The 24,601-nt window shown below is 42.7% G+C and carries 24 protein-coding genes and 1 pseudogene; 11 read left to right on the forward strand and 14 right to left on the reverse strand.

The features are described from left to right. Positions 1 to 38 precede the first annotated feature (38 nt). Positions 39 to 593 carry a hypothetical protein gene (locus tag BMZ28_RS00200; RefSeq protein ID WP_136655862.1) on the reverse strand — a complete coding sequence of 185 codons (555 nt, stop codon included), beginning with the start codon at positions 591 to 593 and terminating at the stop codon, positions 39 to 41. Positions 594 to 732: 139 nt separating this feature from the next. Here BMZ28_RS00200 and BMZ28_RS00205 point away from each other — a divergent pair, with 139 nt between their 5' ends. Then, positions 733 to 1,092 (forward strand): DUF4186 domain-containing protein, encoded by a 360-nt coding sequence (locus BMZ28_RS00205; protein WP_074819966.1) that lies wholly within the window; start codon positions 733 to 735, stop codon positions 1,090 to 1,092. Positions 1,093 to 1,111: 19 nt separating this feature from the next. Here BMZ28_RS00205 and BMZ28_RS00210 read toward each other — a convergent pair whose 3' ends face one another. Further along, positions 1,112 to 2,008: an acetamidase/formamidase family protein gene (locus tag BMZ28_RS00210; RefSeq protein ID WP_126468237.1), complete on the reverse strand. Its 897-nt coding sequence runs from the start codon at positions 2,006 to 2,008 to the stop codon at positions 1,112 to 1,114. A gap of 502 nt (positions 2,009 to 2,510) precedes the next feature. On the opposite strand from BMZ28_RS00210, the gene cfa reads away from it, so the two are divergent. After that, positions 2,511 to 3,662 carry a cyclopropane fatty acyl phospholipid synthase gene (gene cfa / locus BMZ28_RS00215; protein ID WP_074819972.1) on the forward strand — a complete coding sequence of 384 codons (1,152 nt, stop codon included), beginning with the start codon at positions 2,511 to 2,513 and terminating at the stop codon, positions 3,660 to 3,662. 96 nt (positions 3,663 to 3,758) lie between these two features. On the opposite strand, the gene BMZ28_RS00220 is transcribed toward cfa, so the two are convergent. Then, positions 3,759 to 4,658: a diaminopimelate dehydrogenase gene (locus BMZ28_RS00220; protein WP_254772013.1), complete on the reverse strand. Its 900-nt coding sequence runs from the start codon at positions 4,656 to 4,658 to the stop codon at positions 3,759 to 3,761. A gap of 286 nt (positions 4,659 to 4,944) precedes the next feature. Here BMZ28_RS00220 and BMZ28_RS00225 point away from each other — a divergent pair, with 286 nt between their 5' ends. From BMZ28_RS00225 to BMZ28_RS00260, 8 genes are all read left to right on the forward strand, one after another. Beyond that, on the forward strand, positions 4,945 to 7,035 hold the full coding sequence (locus BMZ28_RS00225) for a WG repeat-containing protein (protein ID WP_074819975.1): 2,091 nt from the start codon (positions 4,945 to 4,947) through the stop codon (positions 7,033 to 7,035). Between the two features lie 198 nt (positions 7,036 to 7,233). After that, the gene (locus tag BMZ28_RS00230) at positions 7,234 to 8,562 is read left to right on the forward strand and encodes an MATE family efflux transporter (protein ID WP_047780249.1); all 1,329 of its coding nucleotides are present in this window, start codon (positions 7,234 to 7,236) and stop codon (positions 8,560 to 8,562) included. Between the two features lie 250 nt (positions 8,563 to 8,812). After that, positions 8,813 to 9,139: a hypothetical protein gene (locus tag BMZ28_RS17410; protein WP_047780248.1), complete on the forward strand. Its 327-nt coding sequence runs from the start codon at positions 8,813 to 8,815 to the stop codon at positions 9,137 to 9,139. 164 nt (positions 9,140 to 9,303) lie between these two features. Continuing rightward, positions 9,304 to 9,696 carry a VOC family protein gene (locus tag BMZ28_RS00240; RefSeq protein WP_047780247.1) on the forward strand — a complete coding sequence of 131 codons (393 nt, stop codon included), beginning with the start codon at positions 9,304 to 9,306 and terminating at the stop codon, positions 9,694 to 9,696. 218 nt (positions 9,697 to 9,914) lie between these two features. After that, on the forward strand, positions 9,915 to 10,562 hold the full coding sequence (gene grxB, locus BMZ28_RS00245) for a glutaredoxin 2 (protein WP_074819977.1): 648 nt from the start codon (positions 9,915 to 9,917) through the stop codon (positions 10,560 to 10,562). Positions 10,563 to 10,748: 186 nt separating this feature from the next. After that, a complete protein-coding gene (locus tag BMZ28_RS00250) occupies positions 10,749 to 11,444 on the forward strand; it encodes a pirin family protein (protein WP_047780245.1) in 696 nt (231 codons plus the stop codon). Between the two features lie 580 nt (positions 11,445 to 12,024). Further along, on the forward strand, positions 12,025 to 13,125 hold the full coding sequence (locus BMZ28_RS00255; RefSeq protein WP_083399600.1) for an HlyD family secretion protein: 1,101 nt from the start codon (positions 12,025 to 12,027) through the stop codon (positions 13,123 to 13,125). Continuing rightward, positions 13,109 to 14,674 (forward strand): DHA2 family efflux MFS transporter permease subunit, encoded by a 1,566-nt coding sequence (locus tag BMZ28_RS00260; protein WP_074819979.1) that lies wholly within the window; start codon positions 13,109 to 13,111, stop codon positions 14,672 to 14,674. The genes BMZ28_RS00255 and BMZ28_RS00260 overlap by 17 nt, the downstream gene beginning before the upstream one ends. Positions 14,675 to 14,922: 248 nt before the next feature. Here BMZ28_RS00260 and BMZ28_RS00265 read toward each other — a convergent pair whose 3' ends face one another. The 3 genes from BMZ28_RS00265 to BMZ28_RS00275 form a co-directional block, all read right to left on the reverse strand. Next, positions 14,923 to 15,489 carry a serine O-acetyltransferase gene (locus tag BMZ28_RS00265; protein WP_248296082.1) on the reverse strand — a complete coding sequence of 189 codons (567 nt, stop codon included), beginning with the start codon at positions 15,487 to 15,489 and terminating at the stop codon, positions 14,923 to 14,925. Between the two features lie 63 nt (positions 15,490 to 15,552). Next, complete coding sequence (locus BMZ28_RS17585) at positions 15,553 to 16,425, reverse strand: phage tail protein (protein ID WP_074819982.1); 873 nt, start codon at positions 16,423 to 16,425, stop codon at positions 15,553 to 15,555. Positions 16,426 to 16,592: 167 nt separating this feature from the next. After that, the gene (locus tag BMZ28_RS00275; RefSeq protein ID WP_047780243.1) at positions 16,593 to 17,156 is read right to left on the reverse strand and encodes a recombinase family protein; all 564 of its coding nucleotides are present in this window, start codon (positions 17,154 to 17,156) and stop codon (positions 16,593 to 16,595) included. 82 nt (positions 17,157 to 17,238) lie between these two features. On the opposite strand from BMZ28_RS00275, the gene BMZ28_RS17270 reads away from it, so the two are divergent. Beyond that, positions 17,239 to 17,595, forward strand: a complete 357-nt coding sequence (locus BMZ28_RS17270; protein ID WP_136655861.1) for a hypothetical protein — start codon at positions 17,239 to 17,241, stop codon at positions 17,593 to 17,595. A 447-nt stretch (positions 17,596 to 18,042) separates the two neighbouring features. On the opposite strand, the gene BMZ28_RS00280 is transcribed toward BMZ28_RS17270, so the two are convergent. The 8 genes and pseudogenes from BMZ28_RS00280 to BMZ28_RS00315 all read right to left on the reverse strand — a co-directional run bounded on the left by BMZ28_RS00280 (position 18,043) and on the right by BMZ28_RS00315 (position 24,557). Continuing rightward, entirely contained in the window at positions 18,043 to 19,059 is a 1,017-nt protein-coding gene (locus tag BMZ28_RS00280) for a phage tail protein (protein WP_074819984.1), read from the reverse strand. A 126-nt stretch (positions 19,060 to 19,185) separates the two neighbouring features. Beyond that, entirely contained in the window at positions 19,186 to 19,776 is a 591-nt protein-coding gene (locus tag BMZ28_RS00285; RefSeq protein WP_083399602.1) for a tail fiber assembly protein, read from the reverse strand. Beyond that, a pseudogene (locus tag BMZ28_RS17700) lies at positions 19,776 to 20,183 on the reverse strand (phage tail protein); the annotation flags it as partial. The pseudogene BMZ28_RS17700 and the gene BMZ28_RS00285, both read right to left, overlap by 1 nt. Before the next feature lie 245 nt (positions 20,184 to 20,428). After that, the gene (locus tag BMZ28_RS00295; protein ID WP_074819988.1) at positions 20,429 to 21,172 is read right to left on the reverse strand and encodes a baseplate wedge 1 family protein; all 744 of its coding nucleotides are present in this window, start codon (positions 21,170 to 21,172) and stop codon (positions 20,429 to 20,431) included. Beyond that, on the reverse strand, positions 21,169 to 22,590 hold the full coding sequence (locus BMZ28_RS00300) for a baseplate J/gp47 family protein (RefSeq protein WP_074819990.1): 1,422 nt from the start codon (positions 22,588 to 22,590) through the stop codon (positions 21,169 to 21,171). The genes BMZ28_RS00295 and BMZ28_RS00300 overlap by 4 nt, the downstream gene beginning before the upstream one ends. Then, positions 22,590 to 22,943: a contractile injection system sheath initiator gene (locus tag BMZ28_RS00305; protein WP_047780239.1), complete on the reverse strand. Its 354-nt coding sequence runs from the start codon at positions 22,941 to 22,943 to the stop codon at positions 22,590 to 22,592. The genes BMZ28_RS00300 and BMZ28_RS00305 overlap by 1 nt, the downstream gene beginning before the upstream one ends. Next, positions 22,940 to 23,605, reverse strand: coding sequence for a Gp138 family membrane-puncturing spike protein (locus BMZ28_RS00310; protein WP_047780238.1), 666 nt, complete (start codon positions 23,603 to 23,605; stop codon positions 22,940 to 22,942). The genes BMZ28_RS00305 and BMZ28_RS00310 overlap by 4 nt, the downstream gene beginning before the upstream one ends. Then, positions 23,592 to 24,557 (reverse strand): phage protein, encoded by a 966-nt coding sequence (locus BMZ28_RS00315; protein ID WP_074819993.1) that lies wholly within the window; start codon positions 24,555 to 24,557, stop codon positions 23,592 to 23,594. Before BMZ28_RS00315 ends, BMZ28_RS00310 begins: the two co-directional genes overlap by 14 nt. Positions 24,558 to 24,601: the final 44 nt, after the last annotated feature.

Genomic DNA, 24,601 nt, shown 5'->3' on the forward strand with positions numbered 1-24,601 from the left:
ATCATATTCGGGGATATACATATCCCCTATATCTATTCTCAAACCCGTCGTTCCAACTTCCAAGCAGCCTTTTCCAACAGAGTATCCAAGCTAGAGTGCAACAGATGGCTTTTTACCGGTTTACTGATGCTTTCCAACTTAGAGCCAACTTTTCGGTCCATGGTATAGATCGTGACTTTCCCTTCCTGATGCAGATAAATCAATATACCATCTACACCAACGCCCCGATGATCTACGAACTTTTCTAGCACCGTTTGCATACTGCGTTTAGCGTTATCATCACCATTAACCGCTTTTCGCAGTTCCTCTACCGACAACCCAACGGGGATGGAATAGAGATAAAGAGAACCGATCTCATAATTATCTTGAGCGCCATTACACAAAAAGCATGTACTATTCTGCTCCTGTGGCAGCTTATCCAACTTACGCAATTCTATTGCCAGCTTCTGTCCATCCTGATAGGGCGGTTCAGATATATCTAGAAATACCAATCGGTAAGGCCCGGGAGCGCCCGCCAAAGCCGATGTAAATGAACTGCACAATGAAGCCAAGCAAACAATACTTGCCCAGAGCAACTTCCTTATACTAATCATATCTTATCCTTATTAATTAACTCGTCAGCCTGATTACCATACTTAATAAACAATGGAAAATTGCCCCTCCTTGAATCACCAGAACAAAAAGAGGATGATTAATACGCACTTAATTCTCACCCCAACCTTCAGGCCAATCATGTATCAAAACCTCGATCTGTTAATGGCTCAGTTACAGCGTTCTAACTTTCGCGCTAAGTTTTATCTTAATCCTAAAGACGCCGCTTATTTGGTGGATAAAGGGATACCGTTAATTCTTTCTCACGCTCGGGACTTTGTCGAACAACGTCTTGCTCCGGCTTTTCCGGCTAAAGATGGTAAACAAACGCCGTGGAAAGGCCATCCGGTATTTATTGCTCAACACGCTACGGCCACCTGCTGTCGAGGCTGTTTAGAAAAGTGGCATCGTATTGGTAAAGGTCAGCCGCTAACGGAAGAGGAGAAGCAGTATATAGTTAGGGTGATTGAATACTGGCTAGAACATAAAAGACGGGCCTGAATACAGACCCGTGTACCGACTACAGCTTAATGCCCAGTTGCTGAATCACTTGCTGCGGCATAGCAAAACGGCAGGTCTTCAAAGGATCCACTACCTGACAGATTTGCAAATCACCAACAATGCTCATCAAGCTGATGGCATCAGAACGCGTCAAGTTACCCTGTTCCACCAGCAGATTGGTCATATTTTTAGTTGCGCTGGTAACGGCTTCATCCACCGTTAACTCTGAAGCGATGGTGTAAACATACTGCTCATCAATCACCATTGGCAATGGATAACGTTTACCTTTAATCACCTCGACAGAAAGTACCACCTCACCAGCAACCTCCAGTCCACAGCCTGAGACTTCACCATCCCCCATACCGGCATGTAAATCCCCTAACGCCAACAATGCCCCTTCCACATTAACCGGCAGCCATAGAGTTGCTCCTTGACGGATAATTTTGCTATCCATATTGCCACCGTGCTTATCCGGCGTACCGCAGGAAATGGCTTCTCCCTCTGGCGCGACGCCAATCACGCCAATCATTGGTTTGAGTGGAGATTGTATGCCACCGGGTAAATGGGCAAAGCCATCCTGCAAAGGAACGATTTTAACCTCAGCCTGAGTCAGCTCATCACCTAACACGCCCAATTGGGGCATAGTCACCATCACCGCTTGCTTGGCCGTTACGGTAATGGCTTTAATCGTCACTTTCAGTATGTCGCCGGGTTGAGCTCCCTCAATATAAACCGGCCCGGTTGCCGGGTTTATACGGTTCCAATCCAGACCGTTAAACGGCGTATCTTTAGATTCGATCTGATCTTCAAAGCAATCGCAGGTTTGGAAGCAGATATCTGTCTTAGGCGGCACCCGACATACCGGTGGATTGCTGGCAGACATCGCGTAAATCAGCTTTTCCCGGGTAATGGTGATCATGATGAACTCCTGATGTTTTATTTTTTATAATCGGTAAGATAACGTTGCAGGCCGGTTCAGGCAAATAAAAGGAATTTAACCAAACTCTCTGGCTATGTCTCATAGCAAAACGCCTTATCAATTGAAAATTTTTTGCATAAAATGCTAAATCAATCATTCAGCTAATCCGCATCGGCAAAAAAATCCAATCGTGAGCCCAATCACATCTTGAGTCTTCCCTTCAGCAGCCCTATACTGGAAAAGCACTCTTACGTAACATTACTAAAACTTTTTTATCACAAAACGTCTTGCAGGCAATGGATATTGCCCCTGTTCAACTGATGGATCGGTTCACCCGTCTTGGCTACATCTCCCGGGTATTTCTCTTTATTTTTGGCAATTAAACCAATGTGAATGATTCGGTAGTCCACTACTCATCCGGTATTGGCTATCCGTATGCTGACCATGCAGGTCTTATGGCCGCTGATCTCAGCATCCAAAATAAAGTAATGGAGAAACTATGAGCTCACCATGTGTAGAAGACATAACCATTCAAAACAACCCGTGGTACCGCATTATCAGCGAGCTACTGCAAAAAGCAGATATTGAAATTAACGGTCCCCGCCCATTTGATATTGAAGTGCATAATCCTCAGTTTTTTAAACGGGTCTTACAGCAGGGTTCTCTCGGTTTGGGGGAAAGCTACATGGATGGCTGGTGGAGTTGTCAGCGTCTTGATATATTTTTCCAGCGTATTTTGCGGGCCGGGTTAGATAAAAGTATTCCGAACCGCTTCAAAGACCTGCTACGCATCGCCGGTGCCCGCCTGTTTAACCGTCAGTCCAAACGTCGCTCTTGGATGGTGGGTAAAAAACATTACGATTTGGGAAACGATCTGTTCAATCTGATTCTCGATCCCTATATGCAGTATTCCTGTGGTTACTGGAAAGAGGCAGAGACGCTGGAACAGGCACAGCAAGCCAAGCTGAAGATGATTTGTGAAAAACTACAGTTCAAACCAGGTATGAAATTGCTGGATATCGGCTGTGGTTGGGGCGGATTATCAGCCTACGCCGCTCAAAATTATGGGGTTTCCGTTCAGGGTGTCACTATTTCCAAAGAGCAACAAAAGCTAGCGCAACAACGCTGCGGCGAACTGGATGTCGAAATACTGTTGCAGGACTACCGCGATTTACATAATCAGTACGATCGTATTGTATCCGTGGGTATGTTTGAACACGTCGGACCTAAAAATTACCAAACCTACTTCAATGTCGTATCTCGTAATCTGAAGCCTAACGGGCTATTTCTGCTACATACTATTGGCTCTAAGCAAACCATGGACAACGTTGATCCCTGGATCAATAAATATATCTTTCCCAACGGTTGCTTACCGTCCATCGCTAATATCGCTCAAACCAGTGAACGGCTATTTGTTATGGAAGACTTACACAATTTTGGCGCTGATTACGATCGCACCCTGATGATATGGTATAAGCGCTTTATGCAAGGATGGAATCAGATTGCAGATCGCTATGATGAGCGTTTTAAACGCATGTTCTGCTATTACCTGAACGCCTGTGCCGGTGCTTTTCGCGCTCGAGATATCCAACTTTGGCAGATTATGTTTAGTCCCAAGGGGGTTGAGGGTGGATTACGGGTTCCTCGTTAAATGCAAAACCGCTTAGATTTAATAAAGATAAAAAACCCGCAATTCTCGACAGAAAATCCCGGGTTTTTCTTTTAGTGATTCCACTATAAAACGGTGTTACACCAACCGTTCAATCAGCTTGTCTGTCTCGCCCTGTAAGAAATGAATTGGGGCAACTTCAATCACCGTATAAGCGCCAGCTGGCAGCTTAGTGGTTGCCCGTGCAGCAGATACTAAAAACTGCGAGGTCAATGCCGGGTTATTAATACGCATTGAGTATTCAAACATTTGATTCTGCGTGGCACCAGAAACCCCTTTATGGGTTAAGTGAACGCCGTGCCCCATATCTTTCAGGCTATCGATACAGTCAACCTGCTTAACGTGCGTTTCATCAGACGCAAAATAATCATCAGCCTTTAAGGTGCGTTCAACGGTCGCAAAATCAGCCCCTGCTTCCAGCTCAATATAGACTAATCGACGATGGATACCCGTTCCCAGCGGTACAGTAATCGACAAAGCATCTTTTACACCTTTAATCGATTTTGCTGCCACTGAGTGACCCATGCTCATGCCCGGGCCAAAGTTGGTGTAGGTAATGCCTTTCGGTGCCATCGCCAGCATCAAGGTACGGATAATAGAGTCTGAACCCGGATCCCAACCAGCAGCAACAATCGAAACAGCATTGTGTGTTTTGGCAATCGGCGCCAGCGTATTCTTCAAATCCACAATTTGAGAGTGAACGTCAAAACTATCAACGGTATTAATGCCCTTGGCCAGAATCTGCTGAGCAATCTCTTTAATTGCCCGCGTTGGCGAACAGAGAATCGCTACATCAACATTCTCTAACTTATCAATAGAATCAACCACCTGATAAGCGGCCAGTTCGGCTGCAACAGGACCAGCACTGCGCCGAATAATGCCGGCTATTTCAAAATCCTCAGCCGCATTCAGCGCCTCAATAGCATAACGCCCTATATTTCCGTAGCCGACAACGGCTGCTCTAATTTTCTTAGTCACAATCATCCCTATTTTATTGATAATTTTTAACACTAATACCCTATTCTTCTAATAAATGGCAGTTTATCAGAAGAAAAAAATCATTGTTCATCCATTGGCAATACTTTCAGATGAAACCTAAAACCATGATACGCCAACTTCGTTTTCCTGAATAATTATTAATTTTAATTCAAGCAGTTGGCTTATTAATTTTATGCTAATCTTCCGCCGTCGGTAATAACAATCAAGAACGTCTCCTTGCGTTTTATTCTATATTCACAGAGCACTGCTCTGTGGACCGACCTTGATGTCTGAACCATTGAATACGTCTACGGAAGAAATTATGTTTAATCAGTTGATATTTCTTATAACATTAGCATTTAGCCTGTCGCTTCCTGCCTCAGGGTTGGCTAATACTCAGGATGAAGTCTATTTTGTTGAAAAAATGGATATCAACAACAGATACAAAAACACTGCTGAAAATTTAAGCGAAAATGCACAAAAAACTAACGTTGAGCATAAGTCTGAGGCCATAAATCACACCACAGTCAAACCGCTTAACGAACAAGCACCAAAGATCCAACCGATACCAATAATGAATGACACCTGCAGTTCGGTTGACTGTTCAACAACATTTCTACGGATGTCCGTTAATAGCACTAGCGGTAAATCGACGGATACTCAGCACGTCCAGTTCGACATGAATCAACCGTATATTGACTATTCTCAAGGGAAAAAAACCATAGAAACCCTGGGGATTCAGGACTTTGTTGGACAACTCACCCATCAGAACACGCTGTCAATAAAATTACCGGTAGGTCAAAGTATTCGTGAGCAAAAATCCGGAACTTACTATCGCTGGTTTGATAGTGTCTATATCGATATTGAAGATGAAACTACCCATGTTTATCACAGTAATAATGACGATCTCTGTCTAATTAGCACCATTAGTGAGAAATCATTATTCGACTTTGATAGTTGGCTATCTGAGCAAACTGACACGCCCGAGGCGGTTATTTATCGCGAAAATAACGGTGCTATTTATTACAATACGCAGGGGCAGTTAACCGCTTTTTATTATACCTACAGCCAGGAAGCCAAGCGCTATACCTTTGCTGAAACCAGCATCCCAGACCATAACGACATGGCTGATATCGCCAAAAAATATGCCGTACTACGTACCTTATCGCCAGAAAATACCGGTACCTTATTTAATATTAGCGCGGCAGAGATAGAACCCACACAGTTCAAGCAACGTTATGGTTCTCTGTATAATATTCAGAATTTGGAACAACGACTACGGCAAGAAATCACCAAGAGCCTGCAACTAACGCATTTATTAGTACAGAACAATACGTATAGCCAATTTAGCTATAGTCATTTTCCCTTGTCGGAAATGAGCTACGCCACCATAAAAGTCAGTAAAGGGGATATCAATGCCGCCCAGCAAGTCATTATTGATAGATTGTCTACCGAGTATAATCATGACCGTTATAAACTGATTTATCGCTCACAGGATGCGCTGGTCATCGAGGATAAAGCGTATTACAACAACTATCACAGTTACTATTTCATATATGATAGCGGGCTCACCTATCAGATAAAATTCGATCCTGGTTACGACGATAGTTCACTCTATGCCCACATAGACTTTATTCATTCCTTGAGGTTGCTTTCTCCGATTCAGGCCAATCCCTATTCAAGCCAATTTATCGCCGATCATCTCTACCGCTATTACCGAGTAGAGCCCGTACAAGGTACCCCCGATAACCTTCAACATTATAAAATATTTACCGCTAACGGCGATATTAGCGGGATCATTGATGCCACAGGAAAAATGATTATACCGGCTAAATATCGTCAAGTACGTCCAACTCGCTCGGGATATCTGGTCACCAACCAAATGAACCAGCAAGGATTTATTAGTTATCAAGGAGAACAATTGCTGGATGACATTTACGAAAAGATCAGTGACTACAAAAATGGTCTGCTTTTCGTGGCGCATAGAAGTCAGGGACTGGTCTACAAAGGCCTATACGATAGTTATCAACAACGACTCGTTTATCCGATCGAATATATTGACATTCAGCCAGTGACCCAAGGAGCTGACACTTTAACTCTGCGTAAAATTATTCCCACCAGCATTGAACGGGATAATCAAAACCGGATTACCGGTTATAACAGCTTAATTGGCCTAGGTGATATTCGGGGAAAAATACTACAGCCGTGTGTTTACGAGTGGCTCTCCTACGATAAGCGATTTAACGCCATACTAGTCAAAAAGAAAAATGACGATAAATTTGGCACCATTTCAACATCGGTCAAACATGATAGCTACCAACAATCCAGAAACAATAACGAGATCTATTTTATGAAAACCAACGCCATGATCAGGTAACAATCAATATAAAAAGTATCTATATTTCGCCCTTGTCATGAATGACCGGGGCGAAAATCATTAATTTTAATAAAAACTGACGCGAATAGAGACTATTCGCTGAATAATGATACAATACGCCAGGTTCCATACCCCTTCTTACTGATTTCAACGTCCATTTTGACGTTATCTGATAATACAAAGTATTAGGATTTTTTAATGCATCACCATGATGTTACAGAGCGCTCATTGTTTTCTCTGAGCTGGCCGATCTTTATCGATCTGTTTTTACACTTTTCAACGCTGTTGATTAATACCTATATGGTCAGTCAGGTATCTAAATCCTATTTAGCCGCCATGGGAGTGGGTAATCAAGTATTTGACCTGTGTATTACTATTTTCAGTTTTATCAGCGTTGGCTGTAGCGTGGTTATCGCTCAATATCTGGGTGCTCGCCAAATGGACATGGCTAAAAAAGCCATCCATATTTCTATTGCGTTTAACTTTTTGCTTGGGCTGTTCTGCGCCACGACCATTTTCTTCTTTGGTTATAAAGCGCTGAATATTATGAACATGCCTGAACACCTCATGGAAGATGGTTTTGACTATCTGCATATTCTCGGCATTTGTCTGATTTTTGAAGCCGTCTCACTGATTTTAGCCGCTTGTTTACGGGTATATGGTAAATCTCAAGTGGCAATGTATGTCACCTTAATCGTTAACCTGATTACCATTGTCGGCAATATTCTGGTGCTATACGTGTTCGATTTAGGTCTGGTTGGTGTGGCTTGGTCTACGGTATTTGGCCGTATCATTTGCGTCATCCTCTTGGCCTGCTTGCTGAACTACGGTTTACGTATCCGATTAGAAATAAAAGAATTTTTTAACTGGTCAAAAGACTTATTAGGAAAGATTTTGCATATCGGCTTACCCGCCGCCGGCGAAAATATGGTGTGGATCCTGCAATACATGACCGCACTGGCCTTTATCGGTCTGATGGGAGAAACCGCCTTGGCAGCCCAGACGCTTTACTTCCAGCTAGCCCTGTTTGTGATGTTGTTTGGTATTTCCGTGAGCATTGGTAATGAGATATTTGTCGGTCACTTGGTTGGCGCCAAGCGCTTTGAAGATGCCTACCGTCAAACATTCCGCAGCCTGAAACTCGGGGTTGGCGTTACTGTGATTGTGGTCGCCGTATTCTGGCTGATGGATATGAACATTATGCATTTTCTCTCCAAAGATGCCGGTATCATTGACATGCTGTTGCCACTATTCTTACTCTCGGTATTTTTAGAGCCGGGACGGACGCTGAATATTGTCATGGTCAATGCGCTACGTGCTTCTGGTGATGCCAAATTCCCGTTGTATACGGCCATGTTCTTTATGTGGTGCGTTTCCATTCCCATTGGCTATTATCTGGGTATCAAGATGGAAATGGGCATTATCGGTATCTGGATTGGCTTTGCCTGTGATGAATGGCTACGCGGTCTGACTAATACCTGGCGCTGGAAATCAAAAAAATGGCAGGCTAAGCGCCTGGATATATAGCCCTTAACTTATCTCTCCTCATTTCAGCCATGTTGGAATGAGGAGTAATTTTCCCCCCCCGTATTATCAATATGTTTTATTCAATATCTTGCGTGACTCTTTTTCTAACGACAATAAGTACGACGTAATACCATTACTCAGTTTTACGTATCTCAAGCGTAAAAAAAGCGTAAAACACGCTTCTGGCTATTGATGATTTCTTAGTAAATGCAATGATTGGTTATAGCTCCACTTGCTGAGGAATACGGATATGCTTAAAAAAACACTGCTTATTTTCTTATTAGCAATGTCGTTTTGTTCATTCGCTAATGCCAGAGATCACCGTGATTACCGTGGCTACAACAACCATAACTATCAACAACGCCATTATAATGCGCATAAATACAAATATTATAATGGATCAAACTACAACGGCTATAAACGCTATTATAACCATCGTTACAATCCTAATGTTCGTTACCAATATCGTTATAATTCGTCTAAATATAATCCATCATATAACAGCAATTATCGCCCTTCTTACCGCTCAAACGGATATAACCACTATCGGGGTAGTCGGCCTGCGCACCTGCGTTAATTGTGAATATAATCAGGAGCCTGAACACTAACTTCAGGTTCCTACCTCCATAACTGACTACCAGACAAATCACAGAGCATATATTCTTACCGACCAACTCTAGAATTTTCCCATTTTTTAGCCATAATGCTATGACCAACGGCATAAGCAAACGGGATGATATTATGGTCAAATTTGGATACACCATTGTTTACGTTGATGATGTGGAGAAAACCCTTCACTTCTTTAATGAAGCATTTGATATGAAAACGCGCTTCCTGCACGATACCGGAACTTATGGTGAACTGGATACCGGCGAAACGGTACTGGCTTTTGCCTCTCATGACTTGGGGAATAGCCATTTCCCGGATGGCTATATCAGCGCCAGCACATCAGAAAAACCATTAGGAATTGAAATTGCGTTGATCACTGAAAATGTTCAGCAAACCCACAATGTCGCGATTGTTTATGGTTCAACTGAGCTGAAAGCGCCGGCAGTGATGCCTTGGGGACAAACCGTATCGTATATTCGCACCCCATCGGGCATATTAATTGAATTATGTAGTCCAATGGCTTAAACCGAAAAGCAGGCTAACCACTCGGTCTGCTTTCATTATTATCCGCATTTCATTGCCGGAAATAACATCCTACTGATTAAATCAAAACAACAAAATCAGCCCATCACACCCATAATCAATACAATCAATACCGCGTTATTCGGTAGATAGTAATAGCAACCTACTTCATTCTGAGTTAAACCTATACTATCCCTTGTCGATGAATTAAGGATCCTAATATGAAACTCTATGTTTACGATCATTGCCCATTCTGTGTAAAAGCCCGCATGATTTTTGGTATAAAAAAAATCCCTGTCGAGTTAATTACTTTACTCAACGATGATGAAAAAACGCCAATTCGTATGATTGGACAGAAAATGGCGCCGATTCTGGAAAAAGATAATGGCAGCTATATGCCGGAAAGCATGGATATTGTGCATTATGTTGACGACAATTTCGGTACACCAGCATTAACGGGGAAAACAAATCCAGCCATCGCAGATTGGATAAAAGAGGTCTATACCTACGTTAATAGGCTACTCATCCCGCGCTATGCCAAAGCTGATTTCTGCGAATTTAAAACTCCTGCGGCTCGTGAATACTTTATCCAGAAAAAAGAAGCCTTTATCGGTAGCTTCTCTCAGGCTATGCAGCAAACGCCTGAATTAATCAAACAATTGGAACAAGATTTAGCCAAATTGGATAAGCTCATTCAATCAGCGGAAAGCTGTAACGGTGAGCTATCCGTCGATGATATTCATCTGTTTCCCGTTTTACGCGGTATATCTATTGTTAAAGGCTTGACGTTTCCTGCTAAGGTTGATGCTTACCGAAGAGCTATAGCGAAGATTACCGGGATAAATTTACTGGATACCATTGCGCAATAGACATTGCTATTTCACTGGTTATTAAGCTAATCCGGTAATCAATATCACGTTACCGGATTGCCTTAAAAAACCGAATATGCCTGCCCCTTATTTAATTCAATTTTTTTGAATATCTGAGTGACTTTTTTCCGCTTTTTTAATCTGCCCTATGGACTAAACTGATTAAAACGGTTGAGGAGGTTTCAGATGATTTATTTACGTAAAGCGGACGTTCGCGGTCATGCAAATCACGGTTGGCTTGATAGCTGGCACACATTTTCTTTTGCTGACTATCATGATGCTAACTTTATGGGCTTTTCAGCGCTACGGGTCATTAATGAAGACCGAGTGCAGTCAGGTCAAGGGTTCCCAACTCACCCACATAAAGATATGGAAATTCTGTCCTATGTCCTCAGCGGTGCGATTGAACATAAGGATAGTATGGGAAATAAAGAGCATGTCCCAGCGGGTGATTTTCAGATCATGAGCGCAGGTACCGGCGTACGCCACTCGGAATACAACCCAAGCACCAGCGAACCACTGCATTTTTATCAAATATGGATTATCCCGGATCGTCAGGGCATTACACCGCGATATGAACAAAAATCGTTTACTGCAAAGCATGCCCGTCAATTAGTTCTGTCACCCGATGCCCGAGATGGTTCCCTGAAAGTGTATCAGGATATGGACCTTTGGCGCTGGGCGTTGGATGATCAAGAGCAAGCACAATTTGACATCCAAGAAGGACGACGCATCTGGGTTCAAGTTGTTAAAGGTAATATAGATGTTAATGGTACTCAGGCTTCCACCAGCGATGGGGTTGCACTTTGGGATGAATCATCCCTGAACATTATCTCTTACGGTGAGAGTGAAGTTCTGATATTTGATTTACCCAAAGTTTGATAGCGTCATTTAATCTGGCCGCAGTACAATAATAACGTTAGGTTAACTTATTATACTGCGGCTGATTTATTAACAATATTAAAACATAAATACTATTGTTCGGTATAATTAAAATAATTAGCTACATCATTATTAATTAATATTGATATTAAGATACATATTAAGCCAACACTTATTTAAAAATAAGCAATAACTCAACAATATAAGTAATCAACAGCGTAAACTTACCTTATATATCACAACGCTTAAACAATAAGATTTAATTCATAAAAACTGATAGCGCGCATTAAGTAAAAAAGGGATGAAACCATCAAACAAAAACTATAACTACATGAAATTAAATAACAAAACAAAAACCAGCAGAAATAAAAAACGGATACCAATCTAATTAAATCACTCGTAAAATCTAATACCAAACAATATAAGGATTGACATCTCATCTATTTATCATTATTAATGAAGCCTGAAATTAAAAACACCATATCGTGAGTAAATAAACACTCTAAGAGTAATTACTCAACCTAAATAAAATAAGTAAATACTTACAAAACTTATAAAATAATAAGTAAAGGATTCTGTCTTGAACACAGGGAATAACGTCGACTTGCAATCTGATATTGATGAATATTCAGAAGATATCGATAACAATAAAAAGTTAAAAAAAGGCAAAAAAAGAGTTTTCGCACTATATCTGCTTATTCTTATCTGTATTTCTCTGATTTCATTATCTTATTATTGGTTTTATCTGAAAAATTACGAAAGTACCGATGATGCCTTTATCGATACCCATATTGCCAAAGTTTCTGCCGCCATTCCTGGTCGTGTGGAACGTATTCTGGTTGAAGATAACCAGTATGTTGAAGTCGGTAGCGTATTAGTTGAACTGGATTCCCGCGACTATCAAAACCTGCTAAATCAAGCCATTGCCGCCCAGAACGTTGCTCTGGCTCAAACCCCTCAGTTACACAGCCAAATTACGGCATTAGAAGCCAATTTAAAACAAACTCAGGCCAACGTTCAATCAGCCAAAGCTGAATATCAGAGGGACAAAGATGATTATGAGCGTTATCAAAAGTCTCATGAAACCTGGAGTCAAAGCCAACTTAGCATGCAAAAAGCGGCCTCAAAAGCCAGTGCAGCACGTCTGGATGCCGCCCAGCAGGCAGTTTTGTATAATCAGGCGCTGTTAGATAAAGGAAAAGCGGCCCTGCATGAAAATACCGCCATGCTCGAACAGTTGGAGGTGGAAATTGACAAAGCCAAGCTACAGCTTTCTTATACTAAAATCATCGCCCCACAAAGTGGACACGTTACTCAGCGTAGCGTTGAGCTAGGTAGCTATATTGATCCTGGCCGAACGCTAATGTCAGTGGTGTCGAATAAAGTTTGGATCACCGCCAATTTCAAAGAAACGCAATTATCCGATATGCGCCCGGGACAGGATGTCGAAGTCAAAGTGGATGCCTATCCACAATATAAATACAGCGCAAAAATAGACAGCATTCAGCGCGGCACTGGCCCTGTCTTTAGCATGTTACCGGCAGAAAATGCGACCGGTAACTACATCAAAGTTGTACAGCGGGTACCGGTCAAAATTATCTTTACCGATCCACGTATTAATGATGCAGAGCATCCGTTATCACCCGGTATGTCGGTTATTCCTAATGTCCACATCAAGTAATGTTAAGCGCCCGCACCTCCCCCGTTCAGCGGCGGGAGATCGTAATCCTTGGCTGATGGCGGTGGTAGCTTCCATTGCTACATTTATGGAATTACTGGACTCCACCATTGCTAACGTTTCGCTTTATCATATTTCAGCTTCACTCAGCGTCTCATATAATGAGTCTATTTGGGTTTTAACCTGTTATATCGTTGCCAATGCGCTGATTTTACCCATGAGCGGTTGGTTAGCCAGTACCATCGGCCGGAAACGCTATTACATGTTAAGCATCGCCGGTTTTACCCTAGGCTCTCTGCTTTGCAGTATCGCAACCAATATTGAATTTCTGATCTTTGCCCGTATTTTACAGGGGATCAGCGGTGGTGGACTGGCACCGCTGGAACAGTCCATGCTAACCGACTCTTTTCCGCCCGAAAAGCGCCCTCAAGCCTTTGCACTTTATGGCATTACCGTTTTAGTCGCACCGGCCCTTGGCCCTTTTATCGGTGGCTGGCTAACGGAAGCCCTGTCATGGCATTGGGTATTTCTGATTAATGTGCCCATCGGTATTATTTCGCTGATTCTCAGTTATTACCTTATTACTGAGCCACCGTTGCTGATAGAAGAACGCAAACAGCGTAAAAAGAACAAAACCAATATCGACTACATCGGTTTTGTTCTGGTTATTATCGGCTTCGGCACCCTACAGCTCTTCCTTGACCGTTATGAAATTAATGACGGGTTCTCTTCCACTTTCATCTGGATTATGGCGATAACCGCCGCTGTTTCACTGAGCTTTCTGGTGATTTGGGAATGGTTCCACCCTCACCCCATCATGGACATTCGCCTGCTTTGCTACCGTAACTTTGCCGTCAGCTGTTTTATTATGTTTTTGATTGGTTTTATGGTTTATTCCACCACCCAAATCATTCCGCAGATGACTCAGGAACTGTTTAATTACACAGCAACCATTGCGGGAGTGATGCTGGGAATAGGCGGTATCTTCGTCATGATCTCCATGATTATTATGGGAGGAATAACCGGGAAAATACGATATCCACAGTGGCTTATCGCTTTTGGCTTGCTGGGAACCGCATGGTCGACCTGGTATATGTCACAGATGACGCTGGACGTCGACTTCACTACTTTTGTCTGGGCCCGCATATTTCAGGTTATTTGGTTTCCCATACTACTCATACCGGTTAGCACACTGTCCTACGAAGGGCTGCCAGAAAATAAAAGTAATGAAGCCGCCGCGTTTGCCGCGCTAATGCGAAATATTGGGGGAAGCGTTGGTATTGCGATGGTAGCCAATATTCTGCATAGCCGAACCAATATGCACTATAGCCGCCTAAGCGAACGAGTGACTGAAAGCACCGACCTGACCGTTACACTGGAAAATGTTAAAACAATGGTTTTTGCGCAGGCGAGAATGATTGGCTATCTGGATATCTTTTATTTATTGGCGTTTATTTGTTTACTGTTTATTCCGCTGGCGTTTCTGTTTAAGCCGCAAGGAAGGATAGGTGAACGTAGTCGGGAAGGGAATGCTCATGGGCATCATTTTTGATTGGGGTATAAAACATCGGCGACATCTCACGTCTCTCCATATCTATATGCGAGTATAAGTGAAGAAATCCCCTTTGTTTTAAAATAAAATTTTATTCTTTGGCGAGTGTCATAGTAATTAATCTGAAGGTATTAATACTATGCGATAGTAACAGTCTTATCGGAGCTAATAGCGTAGAGATGATCAGAAATTATCCCTTCTAACCATCTCTACGCGGGAGCACCAACAAAGTAAAATATCGCAGTTTATTATGATGATTTTTTTATTTTAACAATATTATCCATTTTAGGCGTATATACGGTACAGTCTGAAGGAATGCTTTTATTAATAAAACTCATTGCTCCAATAGCCACATTATCACCGATAGTAATATCGCTCCCGATAATACAACTATTCGCACCTACGGTTACATTATCACCAATAACAATGCGAGGAGTCTTATCTCCTTCCCGGATAACTACTCCTACCGTCACATTTTGCAGAACATGGAAATTAGTACCAATTACACTATGTCGAGAAATCACGATCCCCACTCGATGAACTAGGCTTAATCCTTCTTTTATTACGGCTCCGAGTTCAACTTCTACACCATATTTTATTCGTAAATTCCAATTTATTCTTTTTGCAATAATACTTTGGCCATTTGAAACATGATGAAGATAGTTAGCGATACGCCACCAAAAGTTAAAACGCCGATCGGGGCATTTTAACGCTTTATGAATAACAGATATCCAAGAGAATGCACCTGTGTTTTTTATCACTTCCTTTTGTAAACATTTTTTTAAATGAGCTAACTCTTCATCTTTAGAAACCACAACAAGCCCCATAATCAATTAATGTATCTAAAAATAATATATCACAGATCCCCTTCTAAATGGTTAAGCGCTACGATACCAACCCATTAGTTTAATATAGGCGTTTGTGGTACTAAATGCAGCACCTGAACCACTTGGGCTAGTAGTTCCATTAATGTTGTGGTTATGAGAACCAATCCCTACGGTATGGTTATGTGCACCAATGCCGACAGTATGTCCATGAGCACCACTAGAGCTTGTAGCCAGCGTTGCAGAAGCATCCGGCCTTCCTAACCGAGGATATCCCCCCGCTTGATTATGGTCACCGCTTATAAAACCACTTATAGTATGTGTGTGATTTCCTGAAGAATTTGTCGTTTTCGTCCCATAATCAAACGCACTTACCGTCTTAGTTCCATAATCAAAATTAGACGTAGTGCCACTAAATGAATGCGTATGCACCGGAATATTAGCCACAGATAGCGTGGCCATATCAGCACCACCAAGCTCTTTAAGATCGGATGCATCCTTTTTAGCCAAACGGATTGTTCTTTCTTCTCCTAAATATTCCCATTTTGTACCCTGAAATAGCATATTAGGATCTTTATTTTCAGCAAAAAACATTACAACGCCGACAGGATATACTGCATCAATACTTCTGGTTATCGCTAATTCGAATGCCTGCCTCACCGCTTTAGGCGTAGCTGCCATTAATTCATCATTACTATTAATTGCATTACTTAATTTAACAATGCCCGCACCAGTTAATGATGATGCCGGTGGCATAAAGTGTTTTTTCAGTACACTACTATTCACCGACTTATCGATAATTCCCTGGCGAATCAGCATCAAATCATCCGCAACCAGGTCTGTAGCAGCAGGTAATTCCGATAGGGTAATTTTCTTTTCATTGAGCAGCGCTAATAGCGTCAGCTCCTGTTCATTAGTTAAAGCCATTTGATTTTCCTTATAAATATGCCCGCTCAAAAAATGCAGAGCCTTGCCGAAGGAGTTACAGATACTCCTTAGCAAAATAAAATTAAAAATAGGCGTTTAGATGAGAGTGTTAATCAAGATTAAAGCGAGCTATATCCACTTATAGCTCGTCTAATGTCGATATGTGGTTAATCTGAGACGACTGAGCTGGCCGGCATATATTTATAGATAGTCGCCAGACTCACATTATAAATTAACGCTAATTCTTTTCGGCTATGCCCCTTGCTTAATAATCTGATGGATTGTTGTATCTGCTCATCGGTTAGTCTCCTCGGTCGTCCACCAATCCGCCCTTGTGCTCGCGCTACTGCCAAACCCGCCCGGGTGCGTTCGACGATTAATTCACGTTCCATTTCAGCCAGCGCACTCATCACATGAAAAAAGAAACGCCCGGCAGCAGAACTGGTATCAATGCTGTCGGTAATGCTTCTAAAATGAATGCCTCTGGCTTTCAAATCGGAAACCAGCGTTATCAAATGTCTAACGCTGCGCCCCAAACGATCGAGCTTCCACACCACAACCGTATCCCCGGCTTTAGCGGTTTTTAACAACCGTTTTAACCCTGGCCTTTCGGACTTCACTCCACTGATTTTATCCTCAAAAATCAGCTCACAATTTGCACGACTAAGCGATTCTCGCTGTAAATCCGTCTGCTGGTCATTTGTTGACACTCTAACATAGCCAATTAACACCCTGTTTTCTCCCTTCTCTTTTTAGAGTAGATAGTCTCAAAGAACTATTGGGATAAATAGAGGGGCTCTTAAAAACCTTGGTTTGTTAGGATTACAAAAATCCCCTCGTTTCTTAATAAGTAGAGGCGAGAATGCCAACGGTTGGTATGAAATTTATAGTGATGGATTTAAACGAATTGGACAAATTTATGGTGATAATAATCCATTGATTGCATCAAATCCTGGATATGGTGCCAATGTTTCATATCCTATTCCATTAACAAGTCGAATCTTATCCATAACTACATCCATTAATGGCAGGCTAACTGGTGGGGCAGAAGTGCTTAATTATGCAGAACCACAACTATCTAGTATTACACTTGCAGCCGCGTCTTCACATGCAACAAAACTAGAACCGTTATCTCCAATAAAAGGTTCTTGGGTAGTTGAAGGATATTAATAGCACAATAATATACATGGTAAATGTTGGGTGCAGCTAAATTATATAAATATATTGACCTTACCCAAGATAAAAAAATTTTATTCTACGGATTAAGCGAGCGATATTTTTATTGCTCGCCTAATATTACTTTATCTACTCATTAAAAATAATGTCATATACATCATTTTTCTTACTATGTTCACTACTCAGAGAGTAGTGCAGCTGCCAATCGAAAAAAAATAGCTCATAACAGTGATTAGTTAATAATGAAAATAGGCCTTCCAAGTGAGTACTCAGACACATCTCTGATGCTAATTGTCTATCACTATGGAGAATCTGGTATTCTAAAAATTGCTTTTAGAAACATAATTAATTTTTAATTAAATAGATTAATGATCAAGCATAAGATCAAATTCGATTTTCTAAGAAATAAAGTTATTTAAACAATATTGCACCATTCTTTTATTATGCATATTCCCAAACAATAACACGACCTGGTTTACCAGAAACCCCAGCTTGAGCTGAAGAGTTTTGCAACATGTATACTGAATTCCCGGCAGCCCCTTTGTTACCTCCCATATGTGTAAATGGAGGATAACATAACATTGCGGCACCATAACCGAGAGATATTGCACATGTTACAGTTGTTGATGGTGTCATCGTCATTATCATCGTTCCATCTTTTACGGTTGGCTGTGGAGCCTCATGAGGGTTTGTTGCTGTCGCTCCAAATTGATTTTCTGGAGATAGTACTCTCCCCATAGGGGCACCGCGACCTCCTGGACATATTAAATTCGAACCAAAGTATGTTGTGCCACCATTTTCTCCCTGAGAATTCAAAACTCCAGCACCTCCGACACCAATTGTAATTTCTGTTGTTGAGGCATAATCAAATAATGCTTTTGCATACGCACCATTTGTACCACATCCTGAAATAGATAATTGACCCACCCCTGTAGCTCCAACCCCTCCAGAAGCCCCACCACCACCAATAGCCTCAACAATGATTTTGGTCGTTCCTTTCGTGGGGATGTAGATTCCTGACTCATTAAAAATTTGTATATTCAAAAAGCGCCCAAACTGCCATTCCAACAAACCAAGGTTTTTAAGAACCTGCTCCTTATCCGCTACATCCGATAAATTAGCACTTTTACTTAATGCTTGCTCCGCTACGCTTTGGCTAGCATTTAGGGCGATATTATGGGCAGATTTAACCGCTTTAGAGGTGGCCGCGATATATTCATCATCACTGTTGATGGCATTACTTAACTTAACAATACCCGATTCAATCAATGATGACTCAGGAGGAGTAAAGTATGCCTTTAATACATCATTATTAACCGATTTATCGAGAATTCCCTGACGAATTAACATTAGGTCATCTACCGCCAGTTCTGTGGCGGCGGGTAATTCTGATAGGGTAATTTTCTTTTCATTGAGCAGTGCTAATAGCGCCTGTTCCTGTTCAATCGTGAAAGCCATTTGGGTTTCCTTATAAATATAGCTCTGCTCGAAAAAATACAGAGCACTGCCAAAGGAATAGCAATATTCCTTAGCATCATCAAAAATTAAAAATAGGAGGTTTATAAAACGATTAAATAGAGGTGTTTAACAATCAGGTAGAGCTGGCCATTCGATATCCTGAGCGTTTTTCATATCAAGCTGATTTAATAACACCCGATATTTACGCCATGCCAGCAGTTTCAAATCATCCCCAGGTAAAGCTAGTTCCAGCTCAATGGCATCAGATAGCGTGGCAATCATCTCTTTGGCTTGTAATTCCAAGCGCTGTTTATCGGCTGTTACCTTATCCGTCTCAGCTTTCTGCTTAGCATCAAGATCCATTACCCATGCTGAACCATTCCACTTATCAAACGGCGTCTGTGGTTGAGACGGAGTAAGATTATCTGGCAGCGCCCCTGGTTCGGTAATGGTAACCTGCTCACCGGTTTCAGTAGAATAAACTAACGCCTCTCGGTGATCTTCCTGATATATCCAATCATCACCTTGACGGCAAACGACAAACCCTTGTTTTTCTGGTAGCGGTTTATCAAGATAGCTATAGGCCGGTAGCCCTACCCCTTGATTGAGGAACTCTTCAGATTCACTGATAAATTCACCGTTTTTTGGATCGACGTTATAAACCTGAACATAACCGTCGGAAATGGCAAAGCCATAATTATCTAAAGTTGTTTTCATTATGCTGCCCTGACAATATATAAAAATGCTACGTTACGTGGACGATTTTCATTTGCAGTTGGAACAACACGAGACGCATCAAATGATACTGTTGATAACTCAACACCAGCGCTCCCAACTCCTGATATTGTATTATCTAACACCCCACGGAATACACCGGAAGGAGATACTGCACTGCCTGATCGCAAAGTTCTTATTAGGCCTCCGGTAATATTTCTAATTGCATCCACTTGACTTGATAATAATGTTCTTCCTACATCCACCCCTCTCCCATCATCCCAACCACGAATAAACTCTCCGCGTAAATCGGGTAACGCGCCTGAGGGATAACCCATCGCCAGCTCCGGGTACTTTTCTTTATCAAATTTAGCACCGTTACATTTCAGATATCCCAGCGGCGGTTGTTCCATCGGACAGGCAATCGGCATCCAGGCAGGAATAACCCGGCTATTTAAGGTTTGGCTTTTTTCTTCTAGTGCCTGCGATCTACGATAAATATCACGAAATAGCCAGTTCAGATATTGAGCCGGTAATGGCATACCCGGCGCATCGCGGGTTTCTGGGGTAAAGCCGTTATGCATCACGGCTTCCGGCAACGGTGCAACGTTAAGCTGCCCGTCAGGAAAAACAATATGATTTTCTGCAAAAGTGGTCATTGAAAGACTCCTGGTAAGTGATATCCGTTATCGAATACCTGATAGGTGGTGCTTACGGATAAAACACCGACGCCGACGCTAATTTTTGTGCCATTAGCCGTTAACGGTGTTTTATCTGGTGCCATACCGGATAAGCGCGCGGAGCCAACAGGATTACTGCCACTAATAACCAGATGTTTATCATTAGTTAACAGCGAACTATTGCCGTTCTCCGTCATATCAACCCGCATATTCATCGGATTGGCCAAGCGTCCTGCCCTAAAAGGTTTCGCTCGCCCATAGCTCACCATCAGCGGTACATTTTCTATCGCCACTGGTGCTATATCCTGCAAAATGGCCTGACTACCTTCCGGGATCTGTCGACCATCGGTAAATAACATGGCACAGCTTGGATAGCTCTCCAGATATTGAACTTCCGTTGGTTTAGTTAGAAAGCGCACACCTTCAATTAAATCCTGCGGTCGCGCTCGGGATGTATTGCTTAAAATCCGCGACTTAATGGCGATGCGGTATTCGTCATCCCCTCGACTTAAGCGAGGAACACCCACAATATAACCGCAGCCATCAAGCTGAGCGCCAATGGCATTATCCACCCAACGCCCGTTTTTCAGATCGTTCAAATCGGTAGATATGGCCTCCAGTGGAGCCACCATAGATTCGGCTAACGCTTTTACTTTTGGCTTATCCTGAAATTGCCCTACCAACCGTGAAAGGGCGGTTTTTCTATAGGGAAATGTCATAGCCCAATTACCTCCAGCCGCGCTTCGTCAAACAAGGCCACGCTACGTTTATCAATGGCAATATTTTCTAACTGATAAACCGGCTCATCATCAGGGCCATCGGTAACTGCCGCTTCAATGGTAATTTCAGCTAATCCACTGGTATTGCTATAAATAGGGCCGAGCAGGCGCTGTAAAATAATATCGTCGCCAATCTTCAACGCTGAGCTATACCCCAATACCGCTTTTTTAATATTACTGATAACGTCCTGTGGCAGATTTTCTTCGTTATATAGCCCAGTGACGTTAATTTTGATCCAGGCTAGCTTCTGGTTAGGCCGTGAAAAACAAATTTGCTGACCATCGCCATTCTCATCTTTCACCAGCACGGCATGGGCACCATAAGTTTCAATACCTGCGGGTTTATGGCGCCATAACGCATCAGCAACACTTTGGTTATCGCCCCCCACCACCAGCGCTTCAAAAGCATGAGGTGGAATACCATCTTCAGAAATGGAACCGGTTCTATTTTCAAAAATATGAACTTCACTCACTCCGGTGACTTCCTGAATTAATCTGGCCCTAATTGCTTTTACCGTCGCAGAACCGGTAGCCTGGCGAGATTGTTCAAAGCGAATTCTCAGTTGTTCATCGCTTTCCCTCTCTCTGCCAACCACACCTTCCGTTAAGTTATAGACCGCATCCCAGCCACTGCGTGGTGTAACAATTTCCGTTAATGCCCCCAAGGGAAGAACATGACGTCCTTCCTGCATCGCCATAAATCTGGCTGGAGAACCAATACGCCCTAGCTTGAGGTGTTCACCGACCGACAATGCAAAAGGCGTCATACCATCAACAGAAAAAATGCGTAATGCCTTATCTTTTATCTCATAGGACAGAACCTTAGGATTCAGCTGATCAGCGATTTTTTGCATAATCTGCGCGGCACTCTCCCCCTTGTCGGAAATAGTGCTAAATAGAACACCATTGATATTGATGGAATATGGGGTGTTATCCCGCACATCAATTTCAACTGTCGTATCCACCGCATTCGCCCGACTAATCACCGTATCCAAAATGCTTTGATAACGTTGGTAGCCATCGGTTGCCTGCGCCCCACTTTTCAATAAAGTGGATTCTTTACCATAAACCGCAGCGATAACCTCCGTAGCGGAGGCGGCAAAGCGAGTAATCCCCACATAGGAAACGGCACCATCAAGGGACACGCCCTCAGCGCTAAAAGGATACATCGCATGATAGGTATCCTGAGCCTGTTCATAGATATTGGCCAATGCCTCGGCCCAAATGCCTTCCAACTGACCGATAACCGAATCAGGCTGGGTATTAATTGGCCCAAAACGGTTAATCAACAGTCGGTCATACTCTTTTTTAAGTTCGGCTAACCGTTTGATTGTGTAGCCATCTTTAGTTAAAGCCATTATTGATTACCTTTATATTTGACTAAGCCATAAGGGGTTTTAACAGCAAACTGCACGCTTAACTGCCGCGTTTGCCGATCAAAATCATAGTTAAATTGCTCAATCTCCAGCACACCGTCGACTTCATTAATGCTGTTTTTTAACGCAGCCAGTGCACCATTCAAGGTAATTTGTTTACCCAGAATTTGTTGCAGATAAGGCGTACCAAATTGAGTATTGAGAAACCACTCTCCCTTCCATAGCTTCAGCTTGATCTGTAGCTGCTGATGAACGCGTTCTGCACCATCAATCCACAGCAAATCATTACGCTGCAGATCGAGATCTCCCGTTGCATCGAGTTTTAAATCAATCATTTTGCGGGTCCTGTCGAAGGCCCATCGTGTTCCTGATGGGTATGTTGAGTTAATGAGATCCCGCTTCCCTGAACGTCACCGGTTGCTTTTACCGTGCCGTTGATAGTTGCCCCACCTTTTCCTGACATGCCCGACTGATAGCTAAGCTGCCCTTCGGTGGTTAATAACCCTTTATTCAGAGTTTCTGGCGTGGTGATCTCAACGCCGGCAGGGGCATTGATCAGCAGCTTGCCCTCTTCGGTCAGGGCGATATACGCCTCACCAAAATAGAGCTGCATCTGATCGTTCTCCGCTGCGCGATCTTTCGCTGCGCCAAAACCGCCTACAATGCAGTAAGCATCCGTCAGGGAGAATCGACGTTCATCATCACTGTCATCCGCCGCTTGCTGACAAAACACCAGCAGGCACTTATCTCCCGACCGAACCGGGCCCTTTACCCCTGCTACATCGCCAGCAAACCGTGGCCACATCACCGGCACGTTAGGTATCACCGGATAATCCAGTGAAGTCCCATCAACAAAACGCTGTTTAGGAATAGGTTTAACGCTGGCAATACCGGCATCGTAGCTTTCAATAATGCCATCCACCGCCGTATTGATCTGACTGGTCTCCGACTGAATCAGGGTTTGCAGTGCCTGCATCAGATTATTATTTTCCGCCACGCTTGCCTCCTTGAGGAATCGCCTTGAGTTCACACTCGGTAATCCACTCACCTTCGAAAGTATCACCGCTGTGAGTTACGACTTCGGCACGGAAGAATGCTCGAGGGCGCTCGCTACGTTCCTTATCAGCACTCGGATCGAGTAGCAACATGTCGCTTTCCAGACCGACATAGCAGCCCGGATACAGACGTGGTTGCAATAAACACTTCACGTTATATCCCTCGATCTGATACTGGCTCTTATCGCCAAGACTTTCAGAAAGAACTAACTTTGAAGGTGGAGACGATTCTCCCTGAGACTTATTTCTGGTCGAATCGATAATTCTGGTTGGTAGTCCAATTAATCCGTTATCTGGGGTTAAAACAACCAATTCATCCGTGATCGGATTATCTTTACTCAAGATTTGAATTTCGTTGTTTTGTATTGACCAGGTTAAACCAAGATATTGGCACACATCCTTCATCGCGACTTCAGCCTTACCACAGAAGGCAAATCCACGACGATAAGGTTTATCCATTATCTTTTCTGGCATGGGTTTTACCGGTAGGCCAAATGCTTTGGATATATCGGCCAGGATATCCAAGGCCGATGTATTTGGCGCATAACTCAGTGACAGCTTGGTTTGTCTCAAAGGTAATGCGCCATCGCGAACGGTAAGCTCAGTCAGCGTGTCATTACCTTCGCGAGTCGTCCACGCACTGACAACGGTTCCGGTAAAGATTGTTACAGCTCCAATATCATCTTCATAACCGGCCTTTAAGATGACATTATTATTTACACGTTCTACCAAACTACGCGTTTGGTTATTCATATTGTAAATTTTAAGCGCTAGTTTATTAGTGGTTTTGTCATTATCTTTTGAAATTTCAAAAGAAAAACGCAGATCGTTAATAATAACCGCTTTACCATTAGCTTCACCCACCACTAATTCTGCGACACGATTAAATAACATATCGCTCCCTTTTATTTAAATAAGGAAAAAAGTGTTTATCAGCA

The sequence above is a fragment of the Pragia fontium DSM 5563 = ATCC 49100 genome (genome assembly GCF_900112475.1).
GTDB lineage: Bacteria > Pseudomonadota > Gammaproteobacteria > Enterobacterales > Enterobacteriaceae > Pragia > Pragia fontium.

Coding starts and splice junctions, on each gene's coding strand:
- BMZ28_RS00305 (WP_047780239.1), bottom strand. CDS start 22,943: ATGATTGATTTAAAACTCGATGCAACGGGAGATCTCGATCTGCAGCGT.
- cfa (WP_074819972.1), top strand. CDS start 2,511: ATGAGCTCACCATGTGTAGAAGACATAACCATTCAAAACAACCCGTGG.
- grxB (WP_074819977.1), top strand. CDS start 9,915: ATGAAACTCTATGTTTACGATCATTGCCCATTCTGTGTAAAAGCCCGC.
- BMZ28_RS00200 (WP_136655862.1), bottom strand. CDS start 593: ATGATTAGTATAAGGAAGTTGCTCTGGGCAAGTATTGTTTGCTTGGCT.
- BMZ28_RS00285 (WP_083399602.1), bottom strand. CDS start 19,776: ATGAAAACAACTTTAGATAATTATGGCTTTGCCATTTCCGACGGTTAT.
- BMZ28_RS00225 (WP_074819975.1), top strand. CDS start 4,945: ATGTCTGAACCATTGAATACGTCTACGGAAGAAATTATGTTTAATCAG.
- BMZ28_RS00240 (WP_047780247.1), top strand. CDS start 9,304: ATGGTCAAATTTGGATACACCATTGTTTACGTTGATGATGTGGAGAAA.
- BMZ28_RS00295 (WP_074819988.1), bottom strand. CDS start 21,172: ATGACATTTCCCTATAGAAAAACCGCCCTTTCACGGTTGGTAGGGCAA.
- BMZ28_RS00300 (WP_074819990.1), bottom strand. CDS start 22,590: ATGGCTTTAACTAAAGATGGCTACACAATCAAACGGTTAGCCGAACTT.
- BMZ28_RS17410 (WP_047780248.1), top strand. CDS start 8,813: ATGCTTAAAAAAACACTGCTTATTTTCTTATTAGCAATGTCGTTTTGT.
- BMZ28_RS00205 (WP_074819966.1), top strand. CDS start 733: ATGTATCAAAACCTCGATCTGTTAATGGCTCAGTTACAGCGTTCTAAC.
- BMZ28_RS00280 (WP_074819984.1), bottom strand. CDS start 19,059: ATGGCTTTCACGATTGAACAGGAACAGGCGCTATTAGCACTGCTCAAT.
- BMZ28_RS17585 (WP_074819982.1), bottom strand. CDS start 16,425: ATGGCTTTAACTAATGAACAGGAGCTGACGCTATTAGCGCTGCTCAAT.
- BMZ28_RS00260 (WP_074819979.1), top strand. CDS start 13,109: ATGTCCACATCAAGTAATGTTAAGCGCCCGCACCTCCCCCGTTCAGCG.
- BMZ28_RS00230 (WP_047780249.1), top strand. CDS start 7,234: ATGCATCACCATGATGTTACAGAGCGCTCATTGTTTTCTCTGAGCTGG.
- BMZ28_RS00315 (WP_074819993.1), bottom strand. CDS start 24,557: ATGTTATTTAATCGTGTCGCAGAATTAGTGGTGGGTGAAGCTAATGGT.
- BMZ28_RS00250 (WP_047780245.1), top strand. CDS start 10,749: ATGATTTATTTACGTAAAGCGGACGTTCGCGGTCATGCAAATCACGGT.